We start from the raw sequence: 21,082 nt of genomic DNA, 5'->3' as shown, positions 1-21,082 counted from the left end.
CCGTGCAGGGCGAGAACGTGAAGAGCGAGAACGTGAAGAGCGAGAACGTGAAGAGCGAGAACGTGAAGAGCGAGAACGTGAAGAGCGAGAACGTGAAGAGCGACGAGAACGGGCAGGGCGTACGGGCATGAGCGGTGGCGAGGAGACGGCGGCGGTGCTGACCGTGATGGAGGCCGAGGAGGGCCCCGAGCGGCTGCTCGCGGCCGTCAGGGCGGGGCGGACGTCCTGGATACCCGTGCTGGTCGGCAAGCTGGACGCCGCCCAGCGCCGCGCCGCCCTGGCCGGGCTCAAGGAACTGCGCAAGGAGATGCGCGACCAGTGGTCCCGCGAGAACCTCGCCGTCCGGGGCGCGCTGCTGGTGGCCGGCGCCGGCTGCCACACCGGCCCGGCGGGCGCCGCCACCTGGATGTCCGGCAGCGACTTCTCCGGCCGCGACTGGGCGCGCAGCCGCGAACTGGCCAAGGTGGTGGAGGCGCAGCCCGTCGAGTGGCAGATCGAGGTGGCCACCCGGCTCGCCGAGCGGCCCTCCCCGCGCTGGGGCTGGTGGCTCTACTACCCGCTCGTCGACTCCGTGGTGAAGCGCACCGGCTGCCCGGTGCCGACGAGCGAGGCCTTCGTTCGCGCCTGGCTGGTCCAGGACTTCCAGGAGGGCCGCAGGGGGACGGCCCTCGTCGAGCGGCTGCGGGCCGACCCGTACACCCCGGTCCTCGTCCCGCGGCTCTTCGAACTCTCCGACGTCGCCCACGAGTTGTCCCGCAACCTCAACGGTGACGCGGGCGACTCCTGGGCGACGGCGATCGCCGCCCTGGCCGCCACCGGTGAACTGGACCGTGCCGGGCTGCTCGACGGCTGCCTGGCCCGGCTGCTGCGGGGAGGCAAGGCGCCCGACCAGAAGGAGTTCCTGGAGATCCTGAGCGCGCTCGACCCCACGCCCGAGGAGTACGCGGCGCGGGCGCGGGACCTCCTGGCGCTGCTGGACGGGCCCTCGGTGCTCGCCGGGCACGCCCAGGAGGTGCTCGCGGGGCTGGACGAGGCCGGGCTGATCGAGCCCGAGGCGCTGGTCGAAGCCTCCGCCGTGGTGCTCTTCCGTACGGAGAAGAAGCTGGTGCGCGCCCAGCTGGGCTGGCTGGAGAAGGCCGCCCGGCGCTCGCCCGAACGGGCCGGGCCCGCGGCGCTCGCGGCGGCCGAGGCATTCGGGCACCCGGACGCGGGCGTGCAGGAGCGGGCGCTCAACGTGGTGGCTCGCCAGCTCAGGGCGGCCGGCGAGGCGGTGCTGCCCGAGCTGCGGCAGGCCGCCGAACTGCTCAGCCCGGTGCACCACGCGCGGGCCGGCGAGCTGTTCGGCGCCCCGGTCGGCGGCGAGGCCGCGGCGGACACCGAGGAGGTGCTCCCGCCCGTCCCCGTGCCGCTCCCGCTCGGGGAGCCCGTCGCCTCGGCGGCCGAGCTCGCCGAGGAGCTGTCCGCGCTGCTCGCGCAGGAGCGGCCGGAGGTGGCCGTCTTCGAGCGGGTTCTGGACGGGCTGATCCGGCAGACCCACCTGGACCGGGAGGGGCTGCTCGCCGCGCTGGAGCCCGTCCGCCGCGCCCACCCGTGGAACGGAGGCGGCCACTGGGGCGACTGCGTGCCCCAGGACGTGCTCTACGTCGTCGCCTCGATCGCGGGCGAGACTCCGCCGCACCGGCTCTGGGACGCCCTGCGCGGAAAGAAGCGCTCCCCGCTGCGCAGCGGGTACTCCACCGTGCACGGCAGCGCGCTGGCGGCCCGGCTGGAGGAGGCGGCTTGGCAGGTCACGGCCACCCGGCCGCCCTACCTGCTCGCCACCCCGACCGACGCCTCCGGGGCGCTCGACCCGGCCGCGCTGGTCGCCCGGCTCGCCGGGTACGAGTCGGCGGGCATGACGCCGGGCCACGCCGACCTGAGCGCCGCCCTGCTGAGGGTCGGTCCGCTGCCCGCCGACGAGGCCGTGCTGCGGGCGGCCGGGGCGCTCACCTCCCCGGCCGGGCAGGAGCTGGCGCAGTGGCTGCGGGGCGGGGGCCTGCCCGCCCAACCGTCCGAACGGGTGCTGTTCGAGCCGGCCAGGGCGTCGGGGCGGAGCCTGCGTCCGGGCGAGCACTGGTTCGAGGACGTACGGCGGGTGGCCGTCGCCCAGCCCGGGATCGGCGCGGACGTGGCCAAGCGCCTGGCCGCCGAGTTCCGGGAGCTGCTCGCGGCCACCGAACCCAGCGTCGCCCGGTCCAAGCGGAACTACGACTGGGCCTGGCGGCCCATCGCCCACTGGGCCGCGATGCTCCCCTGGCACCGGGAGGAGCTGGCCGCCCGCTGGCTCGACCACTTCGCGGAGGCCGCCGACCGCGACCAGCGCGGCCCCGGCCGGCTGCTGCCGCAGCTCGCCGAGGCGGGCGGTCCGGCCGGGCTCGCCGTCCACCTGGCGCTGGCGTACTGCCTGGGCTCGGCCACGGCCGAGGACCGCACCGGCGCCGTCGACGCCCTGCTGGTCCTCGCCGCCCGCGGGGACCTGGACCCGGGCCTGCTCGGGCGGGAGCTGGGCGAGCTTGCGGTTCTGGGGACGGTCAAGACCAACCGGCTCGCGGCCTCCCTGGCCCTGGCGGCCGAGACCGGGGCCCACCGTACGGTCTGGTCGGTCCTCGCGGCGGTCCTCCCCGTGCTCCTGGCCTCGGCCGACCCGGCGCCCCGGGGCGTCGGCGACCTCCTCACCGTCGCCGCCGACACCGCCCGCCGCACCCCCGACCGCGAGCCGATCGCGCAGGTGACGGCCCTTGCCGCCCGCACCGGCTCCAGCCGGACGGTCAAGGCGGCCCGGACTCTGCGAGACGTCCTCGGGGACAGCTGACGGAGTTCGGCGAAGAGAGAACAGCAGACACCGAACAGCAGACACCGAACAGCGGACAGCGGACAGAAAACAGCGAACAGATGTCAGCGGGCAGATGATGAAATCTGTTCGCTGACATCCGTCTGCTGTCCGCCCGCCACCGCCGCCACGGGCTCCGGCGTGGCGCCGCCCGGGGCGGCCGCAGCGACGGCGCGCCACCACAGGCGCAGGGCCGGCGGGGCGGCGGGTTCGAAGGGCTTGCCCGGGCGGGGTACGGCGAGGCGGGCGCCGAGGGCCTGGGCGGCGGCGACCACCCGTTCCGCGGGCTCCTCCCAGGGGTGCATGGCGAGGTTGAAGGTGCACCAGTGGATGGGCAGCAGCAGGTCGCCGCCCACGTCCAGATGGGCCCGGACGCCCTCCTCCGGGGTCATGTGCACCTCGGGCCAGAACCGGCTGTACGCGCCGACCTGCATCATCGTCGCGTCGAAGGGGCCCAGGCGCCGCCCGATCTCGGCGAACCCGGGGAAGTACCCGGTGTCCCCGCTGTGGAAGATCCGGTGTCCGCCGCCGGCCACCACCCAGGAGGCCCACAGGAACAGCGGGCTGGTGCGCGGCCCGCGCGAGCAGTAGTGGCGGGCCGGGGTGGCCGTGAGCGTGAGCCCCGCGACCTCGGCGCTCTCCCACCAGTCGAGTTCGACGATCCGCGCGGCCGGCACCCCCCAGTGCTCCAGGTGCGCCCCGACGCCCAGCGGCACGGCGAACACCGCCTCCGTCGCGGTCAGGGCCCGCACCGTCGCCATGTCGAGGTGGTCGTAGTGGTCGTGGGAGACCACCACCACGTCCACCGGCCCGAGTTCGGACAGCGGCAGCGGCACCGGGTGCAGCCGCTTGGGGCCCGTCCAGGAGAACGGGGAGCAGCGCTCGCCCCAGACGGGGTCGATCAGCACCCGCCGCCCGCCGATCTCGGCGAGGACGGTGGCGTGGCCGAGCCAGGTCAGCCGCAGGCCGGAGGCGGGCGGGGCGGCGAGGTCGGCGGGCAGGAGGCGGTGGACCGGTACGGCGGCGGCGGGGGAGCGGCGCGTCTTGTCGCCGGTCAGCTGGGCCCGGGTGATCTCCAGCGGGCTGCGCTCGTACACCAGGCGCCGGGTGGGCAGCGGGTTGCGGAAGGCGCCGTCGGCGAACTGGGGCGAGCGGCGGATGCGGGCCAGCCGCTCGCCCCGGGGCTCGGCTCCGAAGGCGTCGGTGCGCACGCGGTGCCAGGCCGCCCGGGGCAGCCCGGCGAGGCCGGGGACGGCGCGGGCGGCGGCGGGGGTGCTCGGGGGGACGAAGAGGGCGGACAGACCGGCGAGGCGGGAGAACCAGGGGACGGGGCGGGGCACGGCTCCTCCAAGGACGGTCACGGCTACCGGGCGTGCCGGGGCGCGTACCGCGTGACCAGCGGGGTCACTGCGGTACGACAACCATCTCGTCGGAGGTTACTCGCCGTGCGCCGTTCGGACCTGGTGGAGGCCCGGGCGCGGGCCGAACGGCGTACGCGGGTGCGTGGGAAGCGCTCGGGTGTCCCCGGCGTTCCAGGTGCCTCAGGCGTAGAACCGGGTGATCGTCTCCGCGACGCAGTGCGGCTTGGTCCCCGCCTCGCTGGTGATGGTGAAGCGCACCACCGCCTGGACCCCGCCCGGCACCTCGGTGGCCGACACCAGCTCGGCCGTGGCCCGGATCGCCGTGCCGACCGGCACCGGTGAGGGGAAGCGCACCTTGTCCGAGCCGTAGTTCAGCGCCATCCGCACGCCCTCGACGCTGTAGCACTCCTTCGCCAGCACCGGGATCATCGACTGGGTCAGGTAGCCGTGCGCGATGGTCGAGCCGAAGGTGCTCTCCTTGGCCCGCTCGGGGTCCACGTGGATCCACTGGTGGTCCCCGGTCGCCTCGGCGAACAGGTCGATCTGCCGCTGCTCGATCGTGTGCCACCGGCTGGTGCCCAGTTCGGTGCCGACGGCGGCGGTCAGCTCGGCGAGGGAGGCGAAGCTCGTCACGTGCGCTCCTGGAGGGGGAGGGGGCCCGGGGCGGGGCCAGGACGCCGGAAGCGTATGCCTACCCGTCGGTATCTGTCAGGAGCAGGAGGGAAAGCAGGAGGAAAGCAGGAGCGAAAGCAGGAGGGAAACCGAAGCTCAGGACCGCAGCGTGGCCCGCCCAGGGGCGCCGAGCCCGGCCGGGAACAGCCTTCGGCCGCTGACCAGTTCCGGCACCAGGGAGACGAACACCGGCGAGGTGCCGCCCACCCACGGCCGCAGCCCGCTGCGCCGTACCCGCTCCACCTGCTCGGTACCCCGCAGCACGTCGGCGCGCCCGTGCACCAGCACGCTCCAGCCCGTCCTGGTGACCGGGTCCAGCAGGTCGGCCTGGAAGGCCACCACCGTGCCGTCCAGGCCCCGCGCGGTGCCGCTGTCGCGGCGCAGGGCCAGCACGAGCCGCCCGTCCAGCACCTCGAACGACACCGGCAGCACGGCCGGCAGCGCGTGTTCGGTGTACACCACCCGCCCCACGGGCACGGTGCTGAGCAGCCGCAGGCACTCCGCCTCGCTCAGGGTCTCCGTCCGGTCCTCACGCTCCATGCGTCCGATCGTCCTCCGGTCGGCGGGCGCGCCGATAGGGCCCATGGTCCCTGGGCGGAAGGGTCGGGAGCCCCGCCGACGGCCGCCCGGACGGGGCCCGTGGGAGGTAGCCTGCCCGGCGGCGGACGTACGGGCGCCGGGCCGCGGAGTCGACGCGGTACGGAGCACGAGCAGGAGGGGCGGACGCATGGCGGGCGGGGTCGATCTGGTGGTGATCGGGGCGAACGGCGGGCCCGACCGGGCCTTCGGGGGGTCGGCGCACGCGCCGCAGGGCGCGCTGCAGCTCGCCGAGGTGCTGCCCGGGATGTTCTTCGACACCGGCGCGGCCGGCTGCCGCGTCAGCGCCGTCGCGCCCGACGCGGACGCCAACGCGATGCTCACCGCCGTGCGCGACACCGCCCAGCACCCCGGCCGCTGGCTGGTGGTGTGCCTGGTCGGGCAGTTGGTCGCCGACCCGCGCGGGCGCCGCCTCGCCCTGGTCACCGCCGGAAGCACCGGCGACAACGCCTACCGCCGGGGCCTGGCCTGGGACTGGGTGGTCAGCGCGATGGTGCACGGCGACCACGAGGAGACGCTGCTGATCGTCGACGCCGTCGCCGACAAGGACACCTGGGCGGCGCTGGAACGCGGTGGAGGCGAGGACGGCGCGGGCGAACTGCTCAGCTACCCGAGGGTGCCGCTGTGGGGCAGAGTCGGCCGCTTCACCCCCGGCAGACGCGGCCGGGACGCCGTACTCCCGGGCGACGAGGGCTCGTTCAGCCAGGCGCTGGCCACCGTCCTGCGCCACGGCGTCCCGGGTGTTCCCGCCGCCGTCGCCCCGCTGGACCTCCAGCCGGCCGTCGCCGCCCTGCTCGACGGCTCCCGGCCCTCCGCCGCGCCCGGCGCACGCCTGCTCGTTCCGCCGCACGGCGGGCGCCTGTTGATGCGCAATCGGGCCGCTGTTCGGGGCGCATTGGCCGGATTGTCGCTTTCCGAAGAACTGTTGGCCGTCCTGTGGCGGGAAAGTGCCCCGACGGAACCGCCTTCCGCGTAAGGTCAGGGGGCCTGAGGTGTTGCCGTGTCGGGGTGGGTTGGCGAAGAATCGATCCCCGGCGGAAACTCCGGCGGGACGACGGAATTCCTGAGGCGGCCGTGACTCACGGATCGGTTCGGTCGCGACGAGGTGGGCGATGCGGCAGCGCGGAAATGTGTTGCGCCCTGGGGCGGTTGGGGTCGGTGGGGCGGTTCTGGTGTTACTTCTCGGTGCGTGTGCGAGCGGTGGTTCCGAAGGGTCCGCCGATCGTCTCGGGACGAGTGCGCCGACCGTTGCGGGCGTGAACCCGCTCACTCCTTCGGGTGGTTCGCGGCCCGGCACCACGGCGCCCACCGACGGTCCGGAAGGCGCCATGGCCAGACTCGCCCTGAGCACCTATCAGGACTGGTGGAAGGCCCAGGCCGACGCCTTCGGCAGCACGGATTCGGACGGGATCGCCCTGGAGGCGTACTCCTCCGGACGGGCGCTGACGGACACACTGGTAGGGCTGCGTCAACTCCGCGACGCCAGAATGGTCATGACCGGAACGCCGCGCAATTCCCCGGTGGTCACCTCCGTCGACCTGAAATCCGATCCGCCGGCCGCCGTGATCGAGGACTGCGTCGACGTTTCGGGCTGGCAACGGGTCGACGCCGCGAGCAAGGCCGTACGGGAACCGAGTGGAGCGCTGCGCCGGTACGTCGCGACGGCGTCCCTGCACAGGTTCCAGGAGCACTGGCTGATCTACGACTTCAAGCGAGAGGCGGGCCGGACATGCTGAATTCGCGTAAACCCGGCGCACGGTCGGTGGTCGTCGCATCGCTGTCCGCCGGACTGCTGATCTTCCAGGCGGTCCCGGCGATGGCGGACGACCCGGGGGACGCCGGCGCCGACAGGTGTTTTCCGAATCTGATCTGCGAATGGGCCGACGGCGGCACCAAGACCCCGGGCCCCGGCTCCACCCAGCCGGGCGGCGGAGGCGGGGGCGGTGGTGGCGGCGTGCCGGTGTGCAGCTACCACAACGTCGAGTGGCCCTGCCATGACCCCGAGCGGGGCTGGTTCGACAGCGGCGACGGCTGCTACTACCGGGTGCTGGACAAACAGCCGGACCCGAGCGACCGGGTCTGGGACGGGCACACCAGCGCCGACGGCTCGGTCTACTCCGTCATCTGCCTCAGCGACGGCGGCGGTTACCAGGACCCGGCGATCAGGTTCGTGGACGCGGCCAAGGCGCCGAAGGTCGTCTCCCCGGAGGACGTCGCCCGCGACCTCGTCTATCACAAGATCCACTTCCCCGACCCCGTCCCGGGCCTCGCGCCCAAGGAGACGGCCGTGGTGAACAGCCCGGTCTGGCTCTGGGTGGAGAACTCGGCCACCCCCGCGCCGAAGACCGCCAGCGCCGGAGCCTCCTCCGTCACCGTCACGCCCCGCCTGGCGAAGGTCACCTGGGACTTCGACGGGCAGAAGGTCGAGTGCGCCGGCGTCGGCACGCCGTACGACCCCAAGTACGGCGCTTCCAAGTCCCCCGACTGCCCGACCGAGTTCAAGACCGGCTCGGGGACGCGGAGGAACGGGGTCTTCGCCGGCTCGGTGCGGACCTCCTGGGTGGCCGACGTGGTCGTCTCCGGGCCCGGGGCCAGGAAGTTCACCATCGGGGGCCTGGACCGGGACAGCGCGATCTTCACCTTCAAGGTGGCCGAGGTGCAGGTCCTCAACTGACCCGGCGGCCCGGGCGGTTCGACCACGACCGCCCGCGGCACGGCCGCGGCGACCGACGAACGACCGGCAGCAGCGACGATCAGCGGTAACGAGCAGCGGTAACGATCAGCGGTAACGAGCAGCAGCGACGAGCAGCAGCGATGACGAAAAAGGGGCGGAACCCGGTGGAGAACCGTACGTTCGCGACGCCGGGACCCGGCGCACCCGCAGGCGCCGCGGCGTCCGTGGCCGTGCCCGAGCAGCAGGAGCAGGGCGGCGGGCGCAAGGGCCGTACCGCGCCCCACACCCCCGGCCGGGCGATGGGCGCCCGGCGCCGGCGACCGGCGGTGCTGGCGATGGCCGTGGCACTGATAGCCGGCGGCGGGCTCGGCGGCGCGGCCCTCTACAACAGCACCGGCCAGCGCGTGGCCGTGCTGGCGCTCGCCCGGGACGTGCCCTGGGGGCAGGTGATCACCGAGGACGACCTGGCGGTCGCCCGCATCGCCGGGGATCCGGCCCTGCACCCGCTGTCCGCCCAGGACCGCGGCCGGGTGATCGGCATGCGCGCGGCCACCGACCTCAAGCGCGGCGCCATGCTCACCGGCGCCGACCTCGCCCAGGGGCTCAGCGTGCAGCCCGGGCAGATCGTGGTCGGCGTCTCCGCCAAGCGCACCCAGCTGCCCGCCGGCCGGCTCCAGCCCGGGATGCAGGTCGTCGTGGTCTACACCCCGGACACCGGGCGGGCCGACTCGCTGCCCGCCACGATCATCACGGTCGGGCGGGTGGACACCGACGGCAGCCAGGTGATCGACGTCGCGGTCGGCACGGCGGACGGGCCGCGGCTGGCCCAGTGGGTCGCCGCCGGACGCATCCAGGTGCTGCTGGCCCCGCGCGCCACCACGGCCGGCGGGGCGGGCGCGGCCGGTACGGGCGACGCGGCCGCCCCCGCCCCCGCGGCGACCGCCGCTCCGACGGGCGGCGCCGCCCCGACCGGCGCCGCCGCTCCCGGGACGTCCTCGACCCCCAAGCCCCCGGTTGCGACGGGCGGCCCCTGATGGCCGTGATCGCGGTGGCCGGCGGCCCGGGCGCCCCCGGGGCGACCACCACCGCCCTGGCCCTGCTGCTGGCCTGGCCGCTCCCGCCCGGCCGCCGCGTGCTGCTCGTCGAGGCCGACCCGGACGGCGGCGCGATCCTCGCCGGCGCCCTGGAGGGCCGCGTCGAGGCCGTGTACGGGCTGCGCAACCTCGCCGTCGCCGACCGGCGCGGCCTGCTCGCCCAGACCATCTGGGAGCAGCTGATCGACCTCTCGCCCGAGGGCGACGCCCGGCGCCTGCTGCTGCCCGGACTCACCGACCCCGCCCAGGCCCCCGGCCTCGCCTACACCTGGGAGCCGCTCGCCGAACTGCTGCACGGGCTGGAGGCGCAGGGCTACGACGTCATCGTCGACCTCGGGCGCTCCGGCACCACCGGCGCGAGCGCGGTCCTCGCCCGCCGGGCCGACGCGGTGGTGGCCGTCGTGCGCACCACCCTGCGCGGGCTCAGCGCCGTCCGGCCCCGGCTCGCCGCCCTCGCCGAGGACCTCGCCGCCGGCGGCACCGGGGCGGACGCGCTCGGGCTGCTGCTGGTCGCCGAGGGGCCCTACCCGGGGGCGGAGGTCTCCCGCGAGTTCGGGCTGCCGGTGCTCGGGGTGCTGCCGCACGCCGTCCGCACGGCCCGGGTGCTCTCGGACGGCGGGGACACCGCCGACCGGCGCTTCGTCCGTTCGGAGCTGATGCGCACCGCGCGCTCGGCGGCGGACGAGGTGCACCTGCTCGTGCGCCGTCGTCGCCAGCGGCTCGCGCCCACCGCTGCGGCGCTGCCGGGGGCCTCGCCCGCCTCCGCCTCCGCGCCCGCGCCGGGGCCGATACCCGGGCCGGTCGCCGCGCCGATGCCGGTGCCGCCCGCGCCCGCTCCGCCCGCGCCCATGCCTGCGTCGCCCATGTCTGGGTCGGCCGTGTCTGGGTCGGCCATGTCTGGGTCGGCCGTGCCGCCCGCGCCCGTGCCGGGCCCGGTGTCGCCGTACGGTGCTCCGGCGACGTACGGGACGGGTGAGGCCGAACCGCCCTCGTACAGCCAGCCCTCCTACAGCGCGCCTTCCTACACCGCGCCTTCCTCCACCCAGCCCTCCTACACCCCGCCGGTGATCACCACCGGCCCGGTGGCGCCGCTCGCCGGGCTGGCCCCGCAGCCGGCCGCGCCCGCGCCGTTCCCGGCGCACGTGCAGACCGGGCAGGCCTGGCCGCCCGGACAGGGTGGCCAGGGCGGCCTGGAAGGCCACGACCCGCTCCGGCAACCCGTGGTGACGAATCGTCAGGAATCTGTCAACGGGCAGTATCCGCCGTACGACCCCGAGGAGGTGCTCCGTGCGCGGTAGCCCCCTGCACCAGCACCCCTCCGCCGACCCGGCCGCGCTGCCCTGGGCGGCGCCCGCCCCTGCCGCCGCGCCCGCGCCCGCCGCGCCGGCCGCCCAACAGCCGTACCGCCCGGGCCCGGTGGCGCCGCAGCCCGTCGTGAACCAGCCCGCCGCGCCGCAGCCCGTCGTGAACCAGCAGGTCGTGAACCAGCAGGTCGCGAGCCCGTCGGCCGTGAGCCGCCCCGAGGCCGTCCCCTCCCAGCTGCCCTCGCTGGACCTGCGCGGCGCCGGCACCCGGCCGACCGTCGACCCGCAGGTCGCCCGCGAGCTCAAGCGCCAGGTCGCCTCCGAACTCCACCAGCAGATAGCCCGGTTGACCTCCGCCTCCGGCTCCGAGCCCGACCGGGCCACCCGTCGCCAGCGCGGCCGCGCCCTCATCGAGGAGGCCGTCGCCCGCTGGTCCGACGCCTACGCGCAGACCCACGGCATCCCGCCCACCCGTGACCAGGACCGCGCCCTCTCCGAGGCCGTCTTCGACCTGCTCTTCCGGGCCGGGCGCCTCCAGCCCTACCTGGACGACCCGGAGATCGAGAACATCCTCATCAACGGCTGCGACGACGTCTGGGTCTCCAAGGTCCACCAACCCCTGCGCCAGGTACCGCCGGTGGCCGACAGCGACGCCGAACTCATCGAGCTCCTCCAGGACCTCGCCCGCCAGCACGGCGGCGGCGAACGCAGCCTGTCCACCGCCAGCCCCACCCTCGCCCTGCGCCTCGAGGGCGGCATGCGCCTCCAGGCGCTCACCGAGGTCACGCCGCGCCCGTACGTGGCCATCCGCCGCCACCGCGTGGCCTCCGCGACCCTGCCCGAGATGGTCGAACTCGGTACCCTGGACGCCACGTTGGCCTCCTTCCTGGCCTCCGCCATCCGGGCCCGCAAGAACGTCATGATCACCGGCACCCAGGGCGTCGGCAAGACCAGCCTGCTGCGCGCCATGGCCGCCGAGATCCCGTCGGACGAGCGGATCGGCACCCTCGAGTCGGAGTTCGAGCTCTGGCTGCACACCCTCGGCCACCTGCGCCAGGTCGTCCCCATGGAGGCCCGCGAGGGCAACGGCGAACGCGTCGACGGGCGCCTGGCTGGGGAGTTGACGCTCGGCGACCTCATCCCCGCCGCCCTGCGGATGACGCTCTCGCGCATCATCGTCGGTGAGGTCCGCTCCGGCGAGGTCGTCCCCATGCTGCGCGTCATGACCAACGGCGAGGGCGGCTCCATGTGCACCCTGCACGCCCGCGGGCCGCACATGGTCGTCGACCGCATCGCCGAACTCTGCCTGGAGTACGGCTCGCACATGACCGACGCCCTCGCCTACCGGCTCACCGCCAACGCCCTGGACCTCATCGTGCACGTCACCATGGTCGACGAGACCGCCGTCGGCGGCCGCCGCCACCGCTTCGTCTCCCACGTCCTCGAGGTCACGGGCCTCGGCGAGAGCGGCCGCCCTGCGCTGAACACCGTCTTCGGGCCCAGGCCCGAGTACGGCGAGCCCCGGGCCGTCCCGCACACCCCGCCGCAGTGCCTGGACGACCTGCGCCGCGCCGGCTTCGACGCCTCCCTCCTCGGCTCCCGGTACGGCAGTTGGGCCGCCCCGCTCAACCTGCGGATCGGCGGTGGCGCCCGATGATGCTGCTCTACGCCCTGTGCGGGCTCGCCGTCACGGCCGGGATCGTCGCCCTCGTCGTCTGGGCCCGCGGCAGCGAGCCCGTCGCCGAGGAGCAGGAGGACCGCAACCCGCTCGCGACCCGCCTGCACGTCCTCTGGTACGGCGCCCCCGGCTCGGCCAACCCCAGGATGGTGCGGCTGCGCCGCCTCCAGCTGCCCGTCGCCCTGGTCGGCGGTCCGCTGGCCTGGCTGTTCACCGGCATCCCGCTGACCGCGCTGCTGGTGCCGCTCGGCGTCTTCGGCCTGCCCTGGCTCTTCGACACCACCCGCCCGGACACCCACCGCATCGAGCGGCTGGAGGCGCTGTCCGAGTGGACCCAGCGCATCGCCGACGTGCTGCTGCTCGGCGTCGGCCTCAACCAGGCCATCGTCACCAGCCGCCGCACCGCCCCCGCCGCCCTGGAGGAGGAGATCGGCGAACTCGCCTCCCGCCTCCAGGCCCGCTGGCGGCCCGAGGAGGCGCTGCGCGCCTTCGCGGACAGCGTCGCCGACGCCACCGCCGACAAGGTGCTCGCCGCCCTCGTGCTGCGCGCCGGGGACAGCGGCCCCGGTCTGGCGCGGGCGCTGTCCGACATGGCCGACTCGGTGCGCGAGGAGGTCCGCCAGCGCCGCGCCATCGAGGCCGACCGGGCCAAGCACCGCACCACCATCCGCTGGCTGGTCGGCATCATCGTGCTGGTCGTCACGATCGGCTCGTTCAACACCGAGTACACCCGGCCCTACGGCACCGTCCTCGGCCAGGTCGTGCTCGCCGTCGTCGCCGCCCTGTTCGTCGCGATCATCGCCTGGATGCGGGCGCTGGCCTCCCACCCGCCCGTGCCCCGGCTGCTCGTGCCGGACCGCCGCAGCAAGAGCGGACGCCGCCTGCGCGTGCGCACCGAGGACAGTGCCGAGCGGATGGAGGAGGCCCGGTGATCTCGCCCTGGTCCGTACTGGCCGGCGCCGTGGCCGCCGGTGGCCTCGCCCTGCTGATCTCCGAACTGCGGCCCGCGCCACCGGACCTGCACCAGGCCATGGACCGGCTGCACCGCACCCCCGCCGACCGGCCGGAGGACCCGGACGCCCGCCCGAGCTGGTACGACCGGATCGGTGAGCGCACCCTCGAGGTCCGCGGGATCAGCGTCCCGCGCCGTGAACTCTCCCTGATCGGGCGCAGCCCCTCCCGGTTCATGGTGCACAAGCTGCTGTTCGCGGCCCTCGGCCTGGTGCTGCCCGCCTACCTGGGCGCGCTGGCCGCGATGATGGACTTCGGCCTCTCCTTCGCCCTGCCGTTGGTCGTCGGCCCGCTGCTGGCCGGGCTGCTCTGGTTCGTCCCCGACGCCATCGTGCGCGGCGAGGCCAAGCAGGCGCGCACCGAGTACCTGCACGGCATCGCCGCCTACCTCGAACTCGTCGCCATGGAACGGGCCGCCGACTGCGGACCGGCCGAGGCGCTGCGCCGCGCGGCCTCCGTCGGGCGGGGCGTGGTGTTCCTGCGCATCCGCGACGCGCTGGAGCGCGCGGCCACCGACCGCCTCCCGCCCTGGGCCGGACTCGACGCCCTCGCCGAGGAGTTGGGGCTCAGCCCGCTCCAGGACGTGGCCGACATCATGCGGATCTCCGGCACCGACGGCGCCGCCGTCTACGACACCCTGCGCGCCCGCGCCAAGGGCCTGCGCGGTGAGCTGCTCGCCGAGGACCTCGCCCGGGCCAACGCCGACAGCGAGCGGATGGTCGCCCCCGGGGCGGCGCTGACCCTGCTGATGACCGTGCTGATCGTGTTCCCCGCCCTCCACCAGATGCTCAACTGACCCGGGAGTGACTGACCTGATGACCGTCCGAACCGTCCACCAGGCCGCCGCCAGGACGCTGCACAGCGTCCTGCGGCCGCTGCTGCTGCCGGTGCAGTTCGCGCTGCTGCTGTTCACCTTCCGCCTCGGCCGGCTGCGCGCCGCCCGGGCGCGCGGCGACCGCGGCGCCATCAGCATCGAACTCGCCCTCGCCATCATCGCGTTGGTGTTCGTGGCGGGCGCCGTCGCGACCGCGCTCTACCTGCTCAAGGACAAGGTGGTGACGAAGGTCCAGCAGGACCCGAACCTGCCCGGCGGCGGTGGCGCCGCTGCGGGCGGCGCAGCGGGCGGCAGCAAGTAGTGGTCCGCCGTCCTCGCCGCCGCGGCGACCGGGGGTCGATGAGCCTGAGCCTGGCCTTCGTCTTCCCGGTCGTCCTCTTCCTCCTGCTGCTGATCGTCCAGGCCTCCCTGTGGTGGTACGAACGGCAGTTGGCGCTGACGGCCGCCCGCGAGGGGGTGGACGCCGGGCGGGTGCAGGGGAACGCGACGGACGAGGTCAAGAACGAGGCGGCGCGCCGGCAGGCCAGTGGCTTCCTGGAGCGCCAGGGCGCCCACTCCTACTCCGTGCTCACGGACGGCAGTTCGCCCGACACCATCCGCGTCACGGTGGAGGTCACCCCGCCGCTGCTGCTGCCCGGGCTGCACGCGCCCACCATCCGGCAGTACGCCGAGGCTCCGCGTGAGCGGTTCATCCCGCCGGTGGTGACGCGGTGAGCGGGCGGTGGGAGCGGCCGCGCCCCCGGCTGCGGCGCCCCCGGTGGCTGCGGCGTCCCCGGCTTCGGCGCAGGGACGGCGGCGGGCTGGCCATCGAGGCCGCGCTGATCACGCCGAGCGTGGTCGCCCTCGTCCTGGTGGCCGTCGCCGCCGGGCGGGTGCAGACGGCGGCCGGCACCGTCGAGGCGGCGGCCCGCTCCGGCTCCCGTACGGCCTCGCTGCAGCGCGACCCGGCGGCGCGGGAGAAGCCGGCCAGGGAGTCCGCCCTGGCGACGCTGAGGCAGCAGGGCGTGGTGTGCAGCAGCAGCGAAGTGCACTACACCACCGGGGAGTTGGTTCTTCCCGGCGGTAACGTCACGACGGTGACCGTCACCGTGGTGTGCGAGGTCGAGCTGAGCGATCTGCTCGGAGGGCCGACCGGGCTGGGCGTGACCAAGCGCCTCGAGGGCCGGTTCACCTCCGTGGTGGACCGCTACCGGGGGCAGTGACGGTGCCCGGGGCGTCGGTGGAGCGACGGATCGCGGGCCGCGCGGGGGGATTGGGGACCGCCCGGGCGGGGGAGACGCAAGCGGAGAGCGCCCGGGGGAGCCGGCGGGGGTCGGTGGCGCTCGGTGGCGCTCGGTGGGACGGTACGGCGTGGTGCGGCGGTCGGAAGCGGGATGGGGGCGACGGGATGACCTTGATGACGGGGATCGGTGGGGGGCGCCTGCGCGCCCGGCTGCGGCGCCGCAGCCGGGGCGACCGGGGTGCGGTGTCCCTGTTCGTGGCGCTGTGCGCGGGCGGCCTGGTGGTCGTCATCGCCCTGGTGATCGACGTCGGCGGCCGGCTGCGCGTCGCCGAACGGACGGACGCCTGCGCCCAGGAGGCCGCTCGCGTCGGCGGCCAACAGCTGGACCAGGCCGCGGTGTTGCAGGGCCGGGGCGTCAAGGTCCAGCAGGAGTACGTACGTCAGGCGGCCAACGCCTATCTGACGGTGTGCGGGGGCCTCAGCGCCGGGGACATCGCGTTCTCGGACGACGGCAGGATCGTCACCGTCACGGTGCAGGCGCCCTTCCAGCCGGTGCTGCTGGCCGGGCTCGGAAAGCGGATGGTAACGGGCAAGGGCAGTGCGACCCTCGTCCACGGAGTCGAGAAAGCGGAGACCGACTGATGGCCGCGCCACGTGCCAAGGACCAGCGCGCCAGGGACCGGCGCGTCAACGACCAGCGCGTCAACCGGCGTGCCGAGGACCGGCGCGTCGATGACCGGGCCCGCACCGCCAGGAGGGGCGGGCGCGGCGCCGGGGTGGTGACGGCGCTCGCCGCGCTGGTCACCCTGCTCGCCCTGCTGATCGGGCTGCCCGCACTCCTGGTCTACGGCACCCAGGCCGTCGCCGGGATGGGCGAGGTCGCGCCGAACGGCGTCGGCCAGGCGCTCACCAGCGCCGACGACGGGCAGCTGTTCCTGTGGGTGCTGGTCGGCGTCGGCTGGCTCGCCTGGGCCTGCTTCGCGCTGTCCGTCCTGCTGGAGATCCCCGCCCAGCTGCGCGGCCGGATCGCCCGGCGGATCCCCGCCTTCGGCTGGAGCCAGCGGATCGCCGCCGGACTGGTCGGCTCCGTGCTGGCGCTGCTGCCGGTGGCCGGCTCCGCGTTCGCCGCCGTCCCCGAGCTCGGCCACTCCGCCGCCGCCCCGGCCCGGTTGACGGCCTCGGCGCCGCGCGCCGCGCTGCCCGCCGCCGTCCACGCGGCGCCCGCGCTGGCACCGGCCGCCGAGCAGCAGCCCACCTACACCGTGCGCGACAGCCGGCCCGCCGACAGCCTCTGGTCCATCGCCGAGCACCAACTCGGCTCGGGTGAGCGGTGGGTGGAGATCGCCAAACTCAACGACGGCCGGGTGATGGACGGTTCGGGCCTCCGCTTCGACGCGGACCGGCCGATCCAGCCCGGCTGGGAACTGCTGATGCCCGCCGACGCCAAGCCGGACGCGGCGAAGACCCCCGCGCCCGCGCCCGCGCAGCCCGCGCCCGCCGATCCGGCACCCGCTCCCGCCCAGACGCCCGCGCCCTCGGCGGGCGGTGCGGCGGCCGGGCACGCCACGGTGACCGTCCAGGAGGGCGACAGCCTCTCCGCCATCGCCCAGCGGGAGTTGGGGGACGCGGAGGCGTGGCCGAAGCTGTACGAGGCCAACAAGGGCGTGCAGGCGCCCGACGGGGAACGGCTCACCGACCCGGACGTGCTGGCGCCCGGCATGGTGCTCGCCGTCCCGGGGGCCGCCGTGCCCGCCCAGCCGGCCCCTCCGGCCACGCCCGCCCCTCCGGCCACGCCGGCTCCCGCGCCTTCTCAGGAACAGCAGCCGCCCGCCACGCAGGCCCCGGCCCCCGCGCCCTCGCAGGCCGCGCCCGCCCAGTCCGCACCGGCGCACAAGCCCGCCCCCGCGCCCGCCGCGCACGCCGAGACCGGGCCCAGCGACGACTACACCGTCGCCCTCGCCGCCTCCACCGTCGGCGTGCTGCTGGCCGCCATGATGATCGGCACCGTCGCCTACAAGCGCGGCACCCAGCTGCGCGCCCGCCGCCCCCGGCACCGGATCGCCATGCCCGAGGCCGAGGCCGCCGCCTTCGAGAACGAGCTGCGCGCCCGCCAGGACGGCGTCGGCCTCGACCTCCTCGACCGCGCCCTGCGCACCCTCGCCCGCAACACCGTGCGCGGCGGCAAGCGCCTGCCCGCCATCGTCGCCGCCCGGATCACCCCCGCCGGCACCGTCGAACTGCACCTGTCCGGCCCCGCCACCCCCATCGCGCCGTTCCGCGCCGCCCACGCCGCCAACGTCTGGTGGTGCGGCGACGACGCGCCCGACCTGCTCAGCGCCGCCCAGGCCCGCAAGACCGCCGCGCCCTACCCCGCGCTGGTCACCCTCGGCGCCGCGCCGGACGGCTCGGTGGTGCTCGCCGACCTCGAGGCCGTCCGCCTGCTCCACCTGTCCGGCCACCCCGACGACGCCCGGGACGTGCTGCGCACCCTCGCCATCGAGCTGGCCCACAGCCCGCTCGCCGACCGGCTGCACCTGCACCTCGTCGACCTCGCCGAGGAGGTGCCGATCACCGGCCCCGCCGCCGAACGCGTCCACCGCCACCCCACCCTGGAGGCCGCGCTCGCCGCCCTCGGCCCGCGCACCGCCAAGGCCCGGGCCACCCTCGTCGCCGCCGACGCCGCCGGCCCCCGCGAGGCCCGCAGCCGGGGCCAGGCCGACGAGGCGTGGACGCCGGAGATCGTCCTGTGCGCCCACCAGCCCGGCGGGGAGATGCCCGCCGAGCTCGGCCGCCTCCTCGACGCCCGTCCGCGCACCTGCGTGGCCGTCATCACCCGCGCCCCCGAGCGCGGCACCGGCCCCGTCGCCCGCTGGACCCTGCCGACCACCGGCCAGGCCACCATCCCCGGACTGCACCTGACCGTCGAGCTCCAGCGGCTCGACGGGCACCAGTACGAGCAGGTCGCCGAGCTGCTCCGGGTCGCCGAGGACACCACCCAGCACCCGGCCCCGGCCTGGACCCTGGACGGGCCGGGGCTCGACCAGGACACCGACGCCGACACCGCCGAACTGCCCCGGGCCGTACCGGTCCTGGCGGCCGTCGGGGCGGGCCCGGCCGGTGCGGCCCAGGCTAGTTCGGCGGTGGCGGCGATCGACGGGGAGTCGGGCCCGGCCGCCGGGCCGAGGATGCTCGCCCGGGTCATCGGCACCGGCGCCAGCCCGTTCGCGGGCACCGACCCGCTCGCGCCCGCGCCCGCGCCCGTGCTGACGAAGGCCTCCACCCAGGTCGCGCCCGGGGCGGTCGCGGTGGGCGGGGGAGTGCCCGCGCAGGCGGCGCCCGAGGCGACGCCCGCCGGACCCGCCCGCTACGCCGTCAACGGTCAGGGCCGACAGGCCGCGACGGAGGCCGACGAGACCACCCTCGGTCTGCGCGTGCCCGGGGCGCCGTCGGTGCCCTCCGCCCCGGAACCGGTGGAGGCGGGGGAGGCGGGGGAGCCGGTGGAGTCCCCGGTCGAGGAGCCCCTCGCCGCCGCTGCCCCGGCGCCCGTGCCCGTCGTCCAGCCAGTGCGGCCCGCCGAGCCCGCCGAGCCCGCCCCCGCCGTCGGCCCGTCCCCCGAACCGGAGCCCGGCCCGGCCGCCGTCGCCCCCGTCGCCCGCACCACCCCCGGGCGCACCGACAGCGACGACCTGCTGGCCATACTGCGCTCCCCGGAGGCGCACGCCACCCGCAACGCCCCGCGCATCCGGCTGCTCGGCCCGGTCGACGTGTCCGGCCTGCGCGGCAGCGCCGAGCCGGGGGCCCTCCTCCCGCTCACCGAACTCGCCGTCTACCTGGCCCTGCGCCCCGGCGCCGACCACGTCGCCCTGGACCACGACCTCCACCCCGGCGCCGCCCACCTCGACCCGCACCCCACCACCATCGCCGGGGCCGGAAGCCCGCTGCCGACCAAACTCGCCGACCTGGCGGGCTGGTTCGGCACCTCGCCCGAGGGCAGGCCCTTCCTGCCGACGGACTCCACCGAGGGCTACTCCTTCAGCCCGGCCGTCACCTGCGACTGGGACGAGTTCCGCAGCCTCTACCGGCGCGGCATGCGCAGCACCAGCGCCACCGCCGACGCGGCCCTCGCCCACGCCCTGGCCCTGGTGCGCGGCGCCCCGTTCGCCGAGGCCCCGCCCGCCGCGTACGGCTGGGCGGAGTCGGAGCGCCAGGACATGATCGCGGCGATCGTCGACACCGCGCACGAACTGGCCGCCCGCCGCCTGCAGTACGGCGACCACCGCAGCGCCGAGGCCGCCGTCTTCCGGGGCCTGGCCGTCGCCCCGGACGTCGAACTGCTGCACCGCGACCTGTTCTACGCCTACGCCTCGGCCGGCGCCAGGGACCAACTCCTGCGCGCCGTCAACCGCCTGGACGCGCTGAGCCGCCGCACGGGCCGCGAGCTCGACGCCGACACGGTGGCCCTCCTGCGCGACCTGCTCGCCGGCTCCTGAGCCGGGCGGGTGCCCGGCTCAGGAGCCGAAGGAGAGGGCCTACCCGGCCTCGTCGAGTCGGTCGAGTCGGTCGAGGCGGTCGAGGAAGCCGAGCACCCGCTCGGCCACCTGCGCGGCGGCCCGAACCTCGTACGAGGGGAGGCCGGGGTCGGTGAACAGGTGCCGTTCGCCCGGGTAGAGGAACAGCTCGGCGTCGGACGCGGCCCCGACGAGCGCGCGGGCCGCGTCCAGGTCACCCTCACCGGCGAAGAACGGGTCCGCGTCCATGCCGTGGACTTGGACCGGGACGCCCGCCGGCCAGGAGGCGCCGAACTCCGTTACGGGGACGCAGGCTTCGAGCAGCACCGCGCCCCTGGCGCCGGGCCGGGTCTGGGCCAGCCTCTGCGCCGGGAGGACGCCGAGGGAGAAGCCCAGGTAGACGAGTCCGGCGGGCAACTCCCGGGCGGCGGCGGTCCCGCGCTCGACGATGGTGGCGAACCCGGCCCGCTGGGCGTAGCCGACGCCCTCCTCCAGGCCTTCGAACACCCGCCCCTCGAACAGGTCGGGCGTGTGCACGGTGTGCCCGGCCGCGCGCAGCCTCCCGGCGAACCCGCGCACGCCCTCGGTCAGCCCGTACGCGTGATGGAAAACCAGCACCTCGGCCATGTCGCTCCGCTCGTACCACTCGTACCGCTCGTTTCGCGACACCCCGACGGCGCCGCCGCCCGAGTATCACGCGTCCCACCGACACCGGCGGCCCGGTTGTCAGCGCAGCCACGCCTCGATGTCGGCGAAGTCGCTCTCCCCCAGGCCGCGTTGGGGTCGACGCGGTGGAGCAGCGCCCGGGCGGGGGAGCGGGCGGGTCTTCCAGTGCAGTCCCGCCGGGCCCTCCTCGCCCTCCACCGGCCAGGCGACGAAGGGCAGTCGGGGCAGCCCGAGCCAGGGCGCGAGGCGGTCGTTCGCCTCGCCCTCCCAGGTGGTCGCCCAGACCAGGGTGCAGGGCAGGGCCAGCAAACGGGCCCCGAGTGCCGGATTCGCCCGCGACAGTAGGGGGTTGTCGTCCGGTTGCGGCCGACGGCCGTGCGCGCCCCGGTAGTCGGGGCGCCCGCCCGGCGGGGGCGGGCCGAAGGGGATCAGGGGGCCGTCGACGTCGAGGAAGAGCAGCGGGTCGTCGGCAGCGGACATGACGGCACGATAGCGCGGCCACGACAGCGCGGTGCGGCACGCCGATCGGCCACCCGGCCTGGAACCCCCGTGCTCGGATCTCGTAGGGTGGCGAGAACGGGAATGTGGTGG

At 75.6% G+C, this 21,082-nt stretch carries 20 protein-coding genes; 15 read left to right on the top strand and 5 right to left on the bottom strand.

All coding sequences use genetic code 11. The features are described from left to right. Positions 1–2: 2 nt before the first annotated feature. A complete protein-coding gene (locus tag ACIBCA_RS07735) occupies positions 3–131 on the top strand; it encodes a hypothetical protein (RefSeq protein WP_396281938.1) in 129 nt (42 codons plus the stop codon). After that, complete coding sequence (locus ACIBCA_RS07730; protein ID WP_396281937.1) at positions 128–2,851, top strand: DUF6493 family protein; 2,724 nt, start codon at positions 128–130, stop codon at positions 2,849–2,851. The genes ACIBCA_RS07735 and ACIBCA_RS07730 overlap by 4 nt, the downstream gene beginning before the upstream one ends. Before the next feature lie 83 nt (positions 2,852–2,934). Here the strand turns inward: ACIBCA_RS07730 and ACIBCA_RS07725 are convergent, their stop codons facing one another. The 3 genes from ACIBCA_RS07725 to ACIBCA_RS07715 all read right to left on the bottom strand — a co-directional run bounded on the left by ACIBCA_RS07725 (position 2,935) and on the right by ACIBCA_RS07715 (position 5,442). Continuing rightward, positions 2,935–4,104: an MBL fold metallo-hydrolase gene (locus ACIBCA_RS07725; RefSeq protein ID WP_396282389.1), complete on the bottom strand. Its 1,170-nt coding sequence runs from the start codon at positions 4,102–4,104 to the stop codon at positions 2,935–2,937. A gap of 306 nt (positions 4,105–4,410) precedes the next feature. Beyond that, entirely contained in the window at positions 4,411–4,863 is a 453-nt protein-coding gene (locus ACIBCA_RS07720; protein ID WP_396281936.1) for a MaoC family dehydratase, read from the bottom strand. A gap of 135 nt (positions 4,864–4,998) precedes the next feature. Beyond that, complete coding sequence (locus tag ACIBCA_RS07715; RefSeq protein ID WP_396281935.1) at positions 4,999–5,442, bottom strand: pyridoxamine 5'-phosphate oxidase family protein; 444 nt, start codon at positions 5,440–5,442, stop codon at positions 4,999–5,001. Between the two features lie 187 nt (positions 5,443–5,629). On the opposite strand from ACIBCA_RS07715, the gene ACIBCA_RS07710 reads away from it, so the two are divergent. From ACIBCA_RS07710 to ACIBCA_RS07650, 13 genes are all read left to right on the top strand, one after another. Next, the gene (locus tag ACIBCA_RS07710) at positions 5,630–6,475 is read left to right on the top strand and encodes a hypothetical protein (protein WP_396281934.1); all 846 of its coding nucleotides are present in this window, start codon (positions 5,630–5,632) and stop codon (positions 6,473–6,475) included. A gap of 352 nt (positions 6,476–6,827) precedes the next feature. Next, positions 6,828–7,235 carry a hypothetical protein gene (locus ACIBCA_RS07705; protein WP_396281933.1) on the top strand — a complete coding sequence of 136 codons (408 nt, stop codon included), beginning with the start codon at positions 6,828–6,830 and terminating at the stop codon, positions 7,233–7,235. Next, positions 7,229–8,173 carry a hypothetical protein gene (locus ACIBCA_RS07700; RefSeq protein ID WP_396281932.1) on the top strand — a complete coding sequence of 315 codons (945 nt, stop codon included), beginning with the start codon at positions 7,229–7,231 and terminating at the stop codon, positions 8,171–8,173. Before ACIBCA_RS07705 ends, ACIBCA_RS07700 begins: the two co-directional genes overlap by 7 nt. Positions 8,174–8,337: 164 nt before the next feature. Further along, the gene (locus ACIBCA_RS07695; RefSeq protein ID WP_396281931.1) at positions 8,338–9,207 is read left to right on the top strand and encodes an SAF domain-containing protein; all 870 of its coding nucleotides are present in this window, start codon (positions 8,338–8,340) and stop codon (positions 9,205–9,207) included. Continuing rightward, the gene (locus ACIBCA_RS07690; RefSeq protein WP_396281930.1) at positions 9,207–10,565 is read left to right on the top strand and encodes a hypothetical protein; all 1,359 of its coding nucleotides are present in this window, start codon (positions 9,207–9,209) and stop codon (positions 10,563–10,565) included. The genes ACIBCA_RS07695 and ACIBCA_RS07690 overlap by 1 nt, the downstream gene beginning before the upstream one ends. Then, positions 10,555–12,228, top strand: coding sequence for a CpaF family protein (locus ACIBCA_RS07685; RefSeq protein WP_396281929.1), 1,674 nt, complete (start codon positions 10,555–10,557; stop codon positions 12,226–12,228). Before ACIBCA_RS07690 ends, ACIBCA_RS07685 begins: the two co-directional genes overlap by 11 nt. Then, positions 12,225–13,181, top strand: a complete 957-nt coding sequence (locus ACIBCA_RS07680; protein ID WP_396281928.1) for a type II secretion system F family protein — start codon at positions 12,225–12,227, stop codon at positions 13,179–13,181. The genes ACIBCA_RS07685 and ACIBCA_RS07680 overlap by 4 nt, the downstream gene beginning before the upstream one ends. Next, the gene (locus ACIBCA_RS07675) at positions 13,178–14,056 is read left to right on the top strand and encodes a hypothetical protein (RefSeq protein WP_396281927.1); all 879 of its coding nucleotides are present in this window, start codon (positions 13,178–13,180) and stop codon (positions 14,054–14,056) included. The genes ACIBCA_RS07680 and ACIBCA_RS07675 overlap by 4 nt, the downstream gene beginning before the upstream one ends. 19 nt (positions 14,057–14,075) lie before the next feature. Next, positions 14,076–14,396 (top strand): hypothetical protein, encoded by a 321-nt coding sequence (locus tag ACIBCA_RS07670; protein WP_396281926.1) that lies wholly within the window; start codon positions 14,076–14,078, stop codon positions 14,394–14,396. Between the two features lie 38 nt (positions 14,397–14,434). After that, positions 14,435–14,809 (top strand): TadE/TadG family type IV pilus assembly protein, encoded by a 375-nt coding sequence (locus tag ACIBCA_RS07665; RefSeq protein ID WP_396281925.1) that lies wholly within the window; start codon positions 14,435–14,437, stop codon positions 14,807–14,809. Further along, the gene (locus tag ACIBCA_RS07660) at positions 14,806–15,297 is read left to right on the top strand and encodes a TadE/TadG family type IV pilus assembly protein (protein ID WP_396281924.1); all 492 of its coding nucleotides are present in this window, start codon (positions 14,806–14,808) and stop codon (positions 15,295–15,297) included. The genes ACIBCA_RS07665 and ACIBCA_RS07660 overlap by 4 nt, the downstream gene beginning before the upstream one ends. 185 nt (positions 15,298–15,482) lie before the next feature. Beyond that, complete coding sequence (locus ACIBCA_RS07655) at positions 15,483–15,959, top strand: hypothetical protein (protein ID WP_396281923.1); 477 nt, start codon at positions 15,483–15,485, stop codon at positions 15,957–15,959. After that, positions 15,959–19,807 (top strand): LysM peptidoglycan-binding domain-containing protein, encoded by a 3,849-nt coding sequence (locus ACIBCA_RS07650; protein WP_396281922.1) that lies wholly within the window; start codon positions 15,959–15,961, stop codon positions 19,805–19,807. Before ACIBCA_RS07655 ends, ACIBCA_RS07650 begins: the two co-directional genes overlap by 1 nt. Before the next feature lie 39 nt (positions 19,808–19,846). Here ACIBCA_RS07650 and ACIBCA_RS07645 read toward each other — a convergent pair whose 3' ends face one another. Together ACIBCA_RS07645 and ACIBCA_RS07640 are read right to left on the bottom strand one after the other, a co-directional pair. Beyond that, the gene (locus ACIBCA_RS07645; protein ID WP_396281921.1) at positions 19,847–20,452 is read right to left on the bottom strand and encodes a dienelactone hydrolase family protein; all 606 of its coding nucleotides are present in this window, start codon (positions 20,450–20,452) and stop codon (positions 19,847–19,849) included. Positions 20,453–20,551: 99 nt separating this feature from the next. Beyond that, the gene (locus tag ACIBCA_RS07640) at positions 20,552–20,971 is read right to left on the bottom strand and encodes a hypothetical protein (RefSeq protein ID WP_396281920.1); all 420 of its coding nucleotides are present in this window, start codon (positions 20,969–20,971) and stop codon (positions 20,552–20,554) included. Positions 20,972–21,082 lie beyond the last annotated feature (111 nt).

Origin of the sequence: Kitasatospora sp. NPDC051170 (assembly GCF_044455705.1) — a bacterium.
Classification (GTDB): Bacteria; Actinomycetota; Actinomycetes; order Streptomycetales; family Streptomycetaceae; genus Kitasatospora.
Note: the sequence above shows the minus strand (reverse complement) of the source record. Positions and strands in the feature narration are given on the sequence as shown.

Excerpts from the sequence above, each read along its gene's own strand:
- ACIBCA_RS07730 (WP_396281937.1), top strand. The coding sequence starts at position 128 with ATGAGCGGTGGCGAGGAGACGGCGGCGGTGCTGACCGTGATGGAGGCC.
- ACIBCA_RS07715 (WP_396281935.1), bottom strand. The coding sequence starts at position 5,442 with ATGGAGCGTGAGGACCGGACGGAGACCCTGAGCGAGGCGGAGTGCCTG.
- ACIBCA_RS07710 (WP_396281934.1), top strand. The coding sequence starts at position 5,630 with ATGGCGGGCGGGGTCGATCTGGTGGTGATCGGGGCGAACGGCGGGCCC.
- ACIBCA_RS07705 (WP_396281933.1), top strand. The coding sequence starts at position 6,828 with ATGGCCAGACTCGCCCTGAGCACCTATCAGGACTGGTGGAAGGCCCAG.
- ACIBCA_RS07700 (WP_396281932.1), top strand. The coding sequence starts at position 7,229 with ATGCTGAATTCGCGTAAACCCGGCGCACGGTCGGTGGTCGTCGCATCG.
- ACIBCA_RS07690 (WP_396281930.1), top strand. The coding sequence starts at position 9,207 with ATGGCCGTGATCGCGGTGGCCGGCGGCCCGGGCGCCCCCGGGGCGACC.
- ACIBCA_RS07680 (WP_396281928.1), top strand. The coding sequence starts at position 12,225 with ATGATGCTGCTCTACGCCCTGTGCGGGCTCGCCGTCACGGCCGGGATC.
- ACIBCA_RS07670 (WP_396281926.1), top strand. The coding sequence starts at position 14,076 with ATGACCGTCCGAACCGTCCACCAGGCCGCCGCCAGGACGCTGCACAGC.
- ACIBCA_RS07665 (WP_396281925.1), top strand. The coding sequence starts at position 14,435 with ATGAGCCTGAGCCTGGCCTTCGTCTTCCCGGTCGTCCTCTTCCTCCTG.
- ACIBCA_RS07655 (WP_396281923.1), top strand. The coding sequence starts at position 15,483 with ATGACCTTGATGACGGGGATCGGTGGGGGGCGCCTGCGCGCCCGGCTG.
- ACIBCA_RS07650 (WP_396281922.1), top strand. The coding sequence starts at position 15,959 with ATGGCCGCGCCACGTGCCAAGGACCAGCGCGCCAGGGACCGGCGCGTC.
- ACIBCA_RS07645 (WP_396281921.1), bottom strand. The coding sequence starts at position 20,452 with ATGGCCGAGGTGCTGGTTTTCCATCACGCGTACGGGCTGACCGAGGGC.
- ACIBCA_RS07640 (WP_396281920.1), bottom strand. The coding sequence starts at position 20,971 with ATGTCCGCTGCCGACGACCCGCTGCTCTTCCTCGACGTCGACGGCCCC.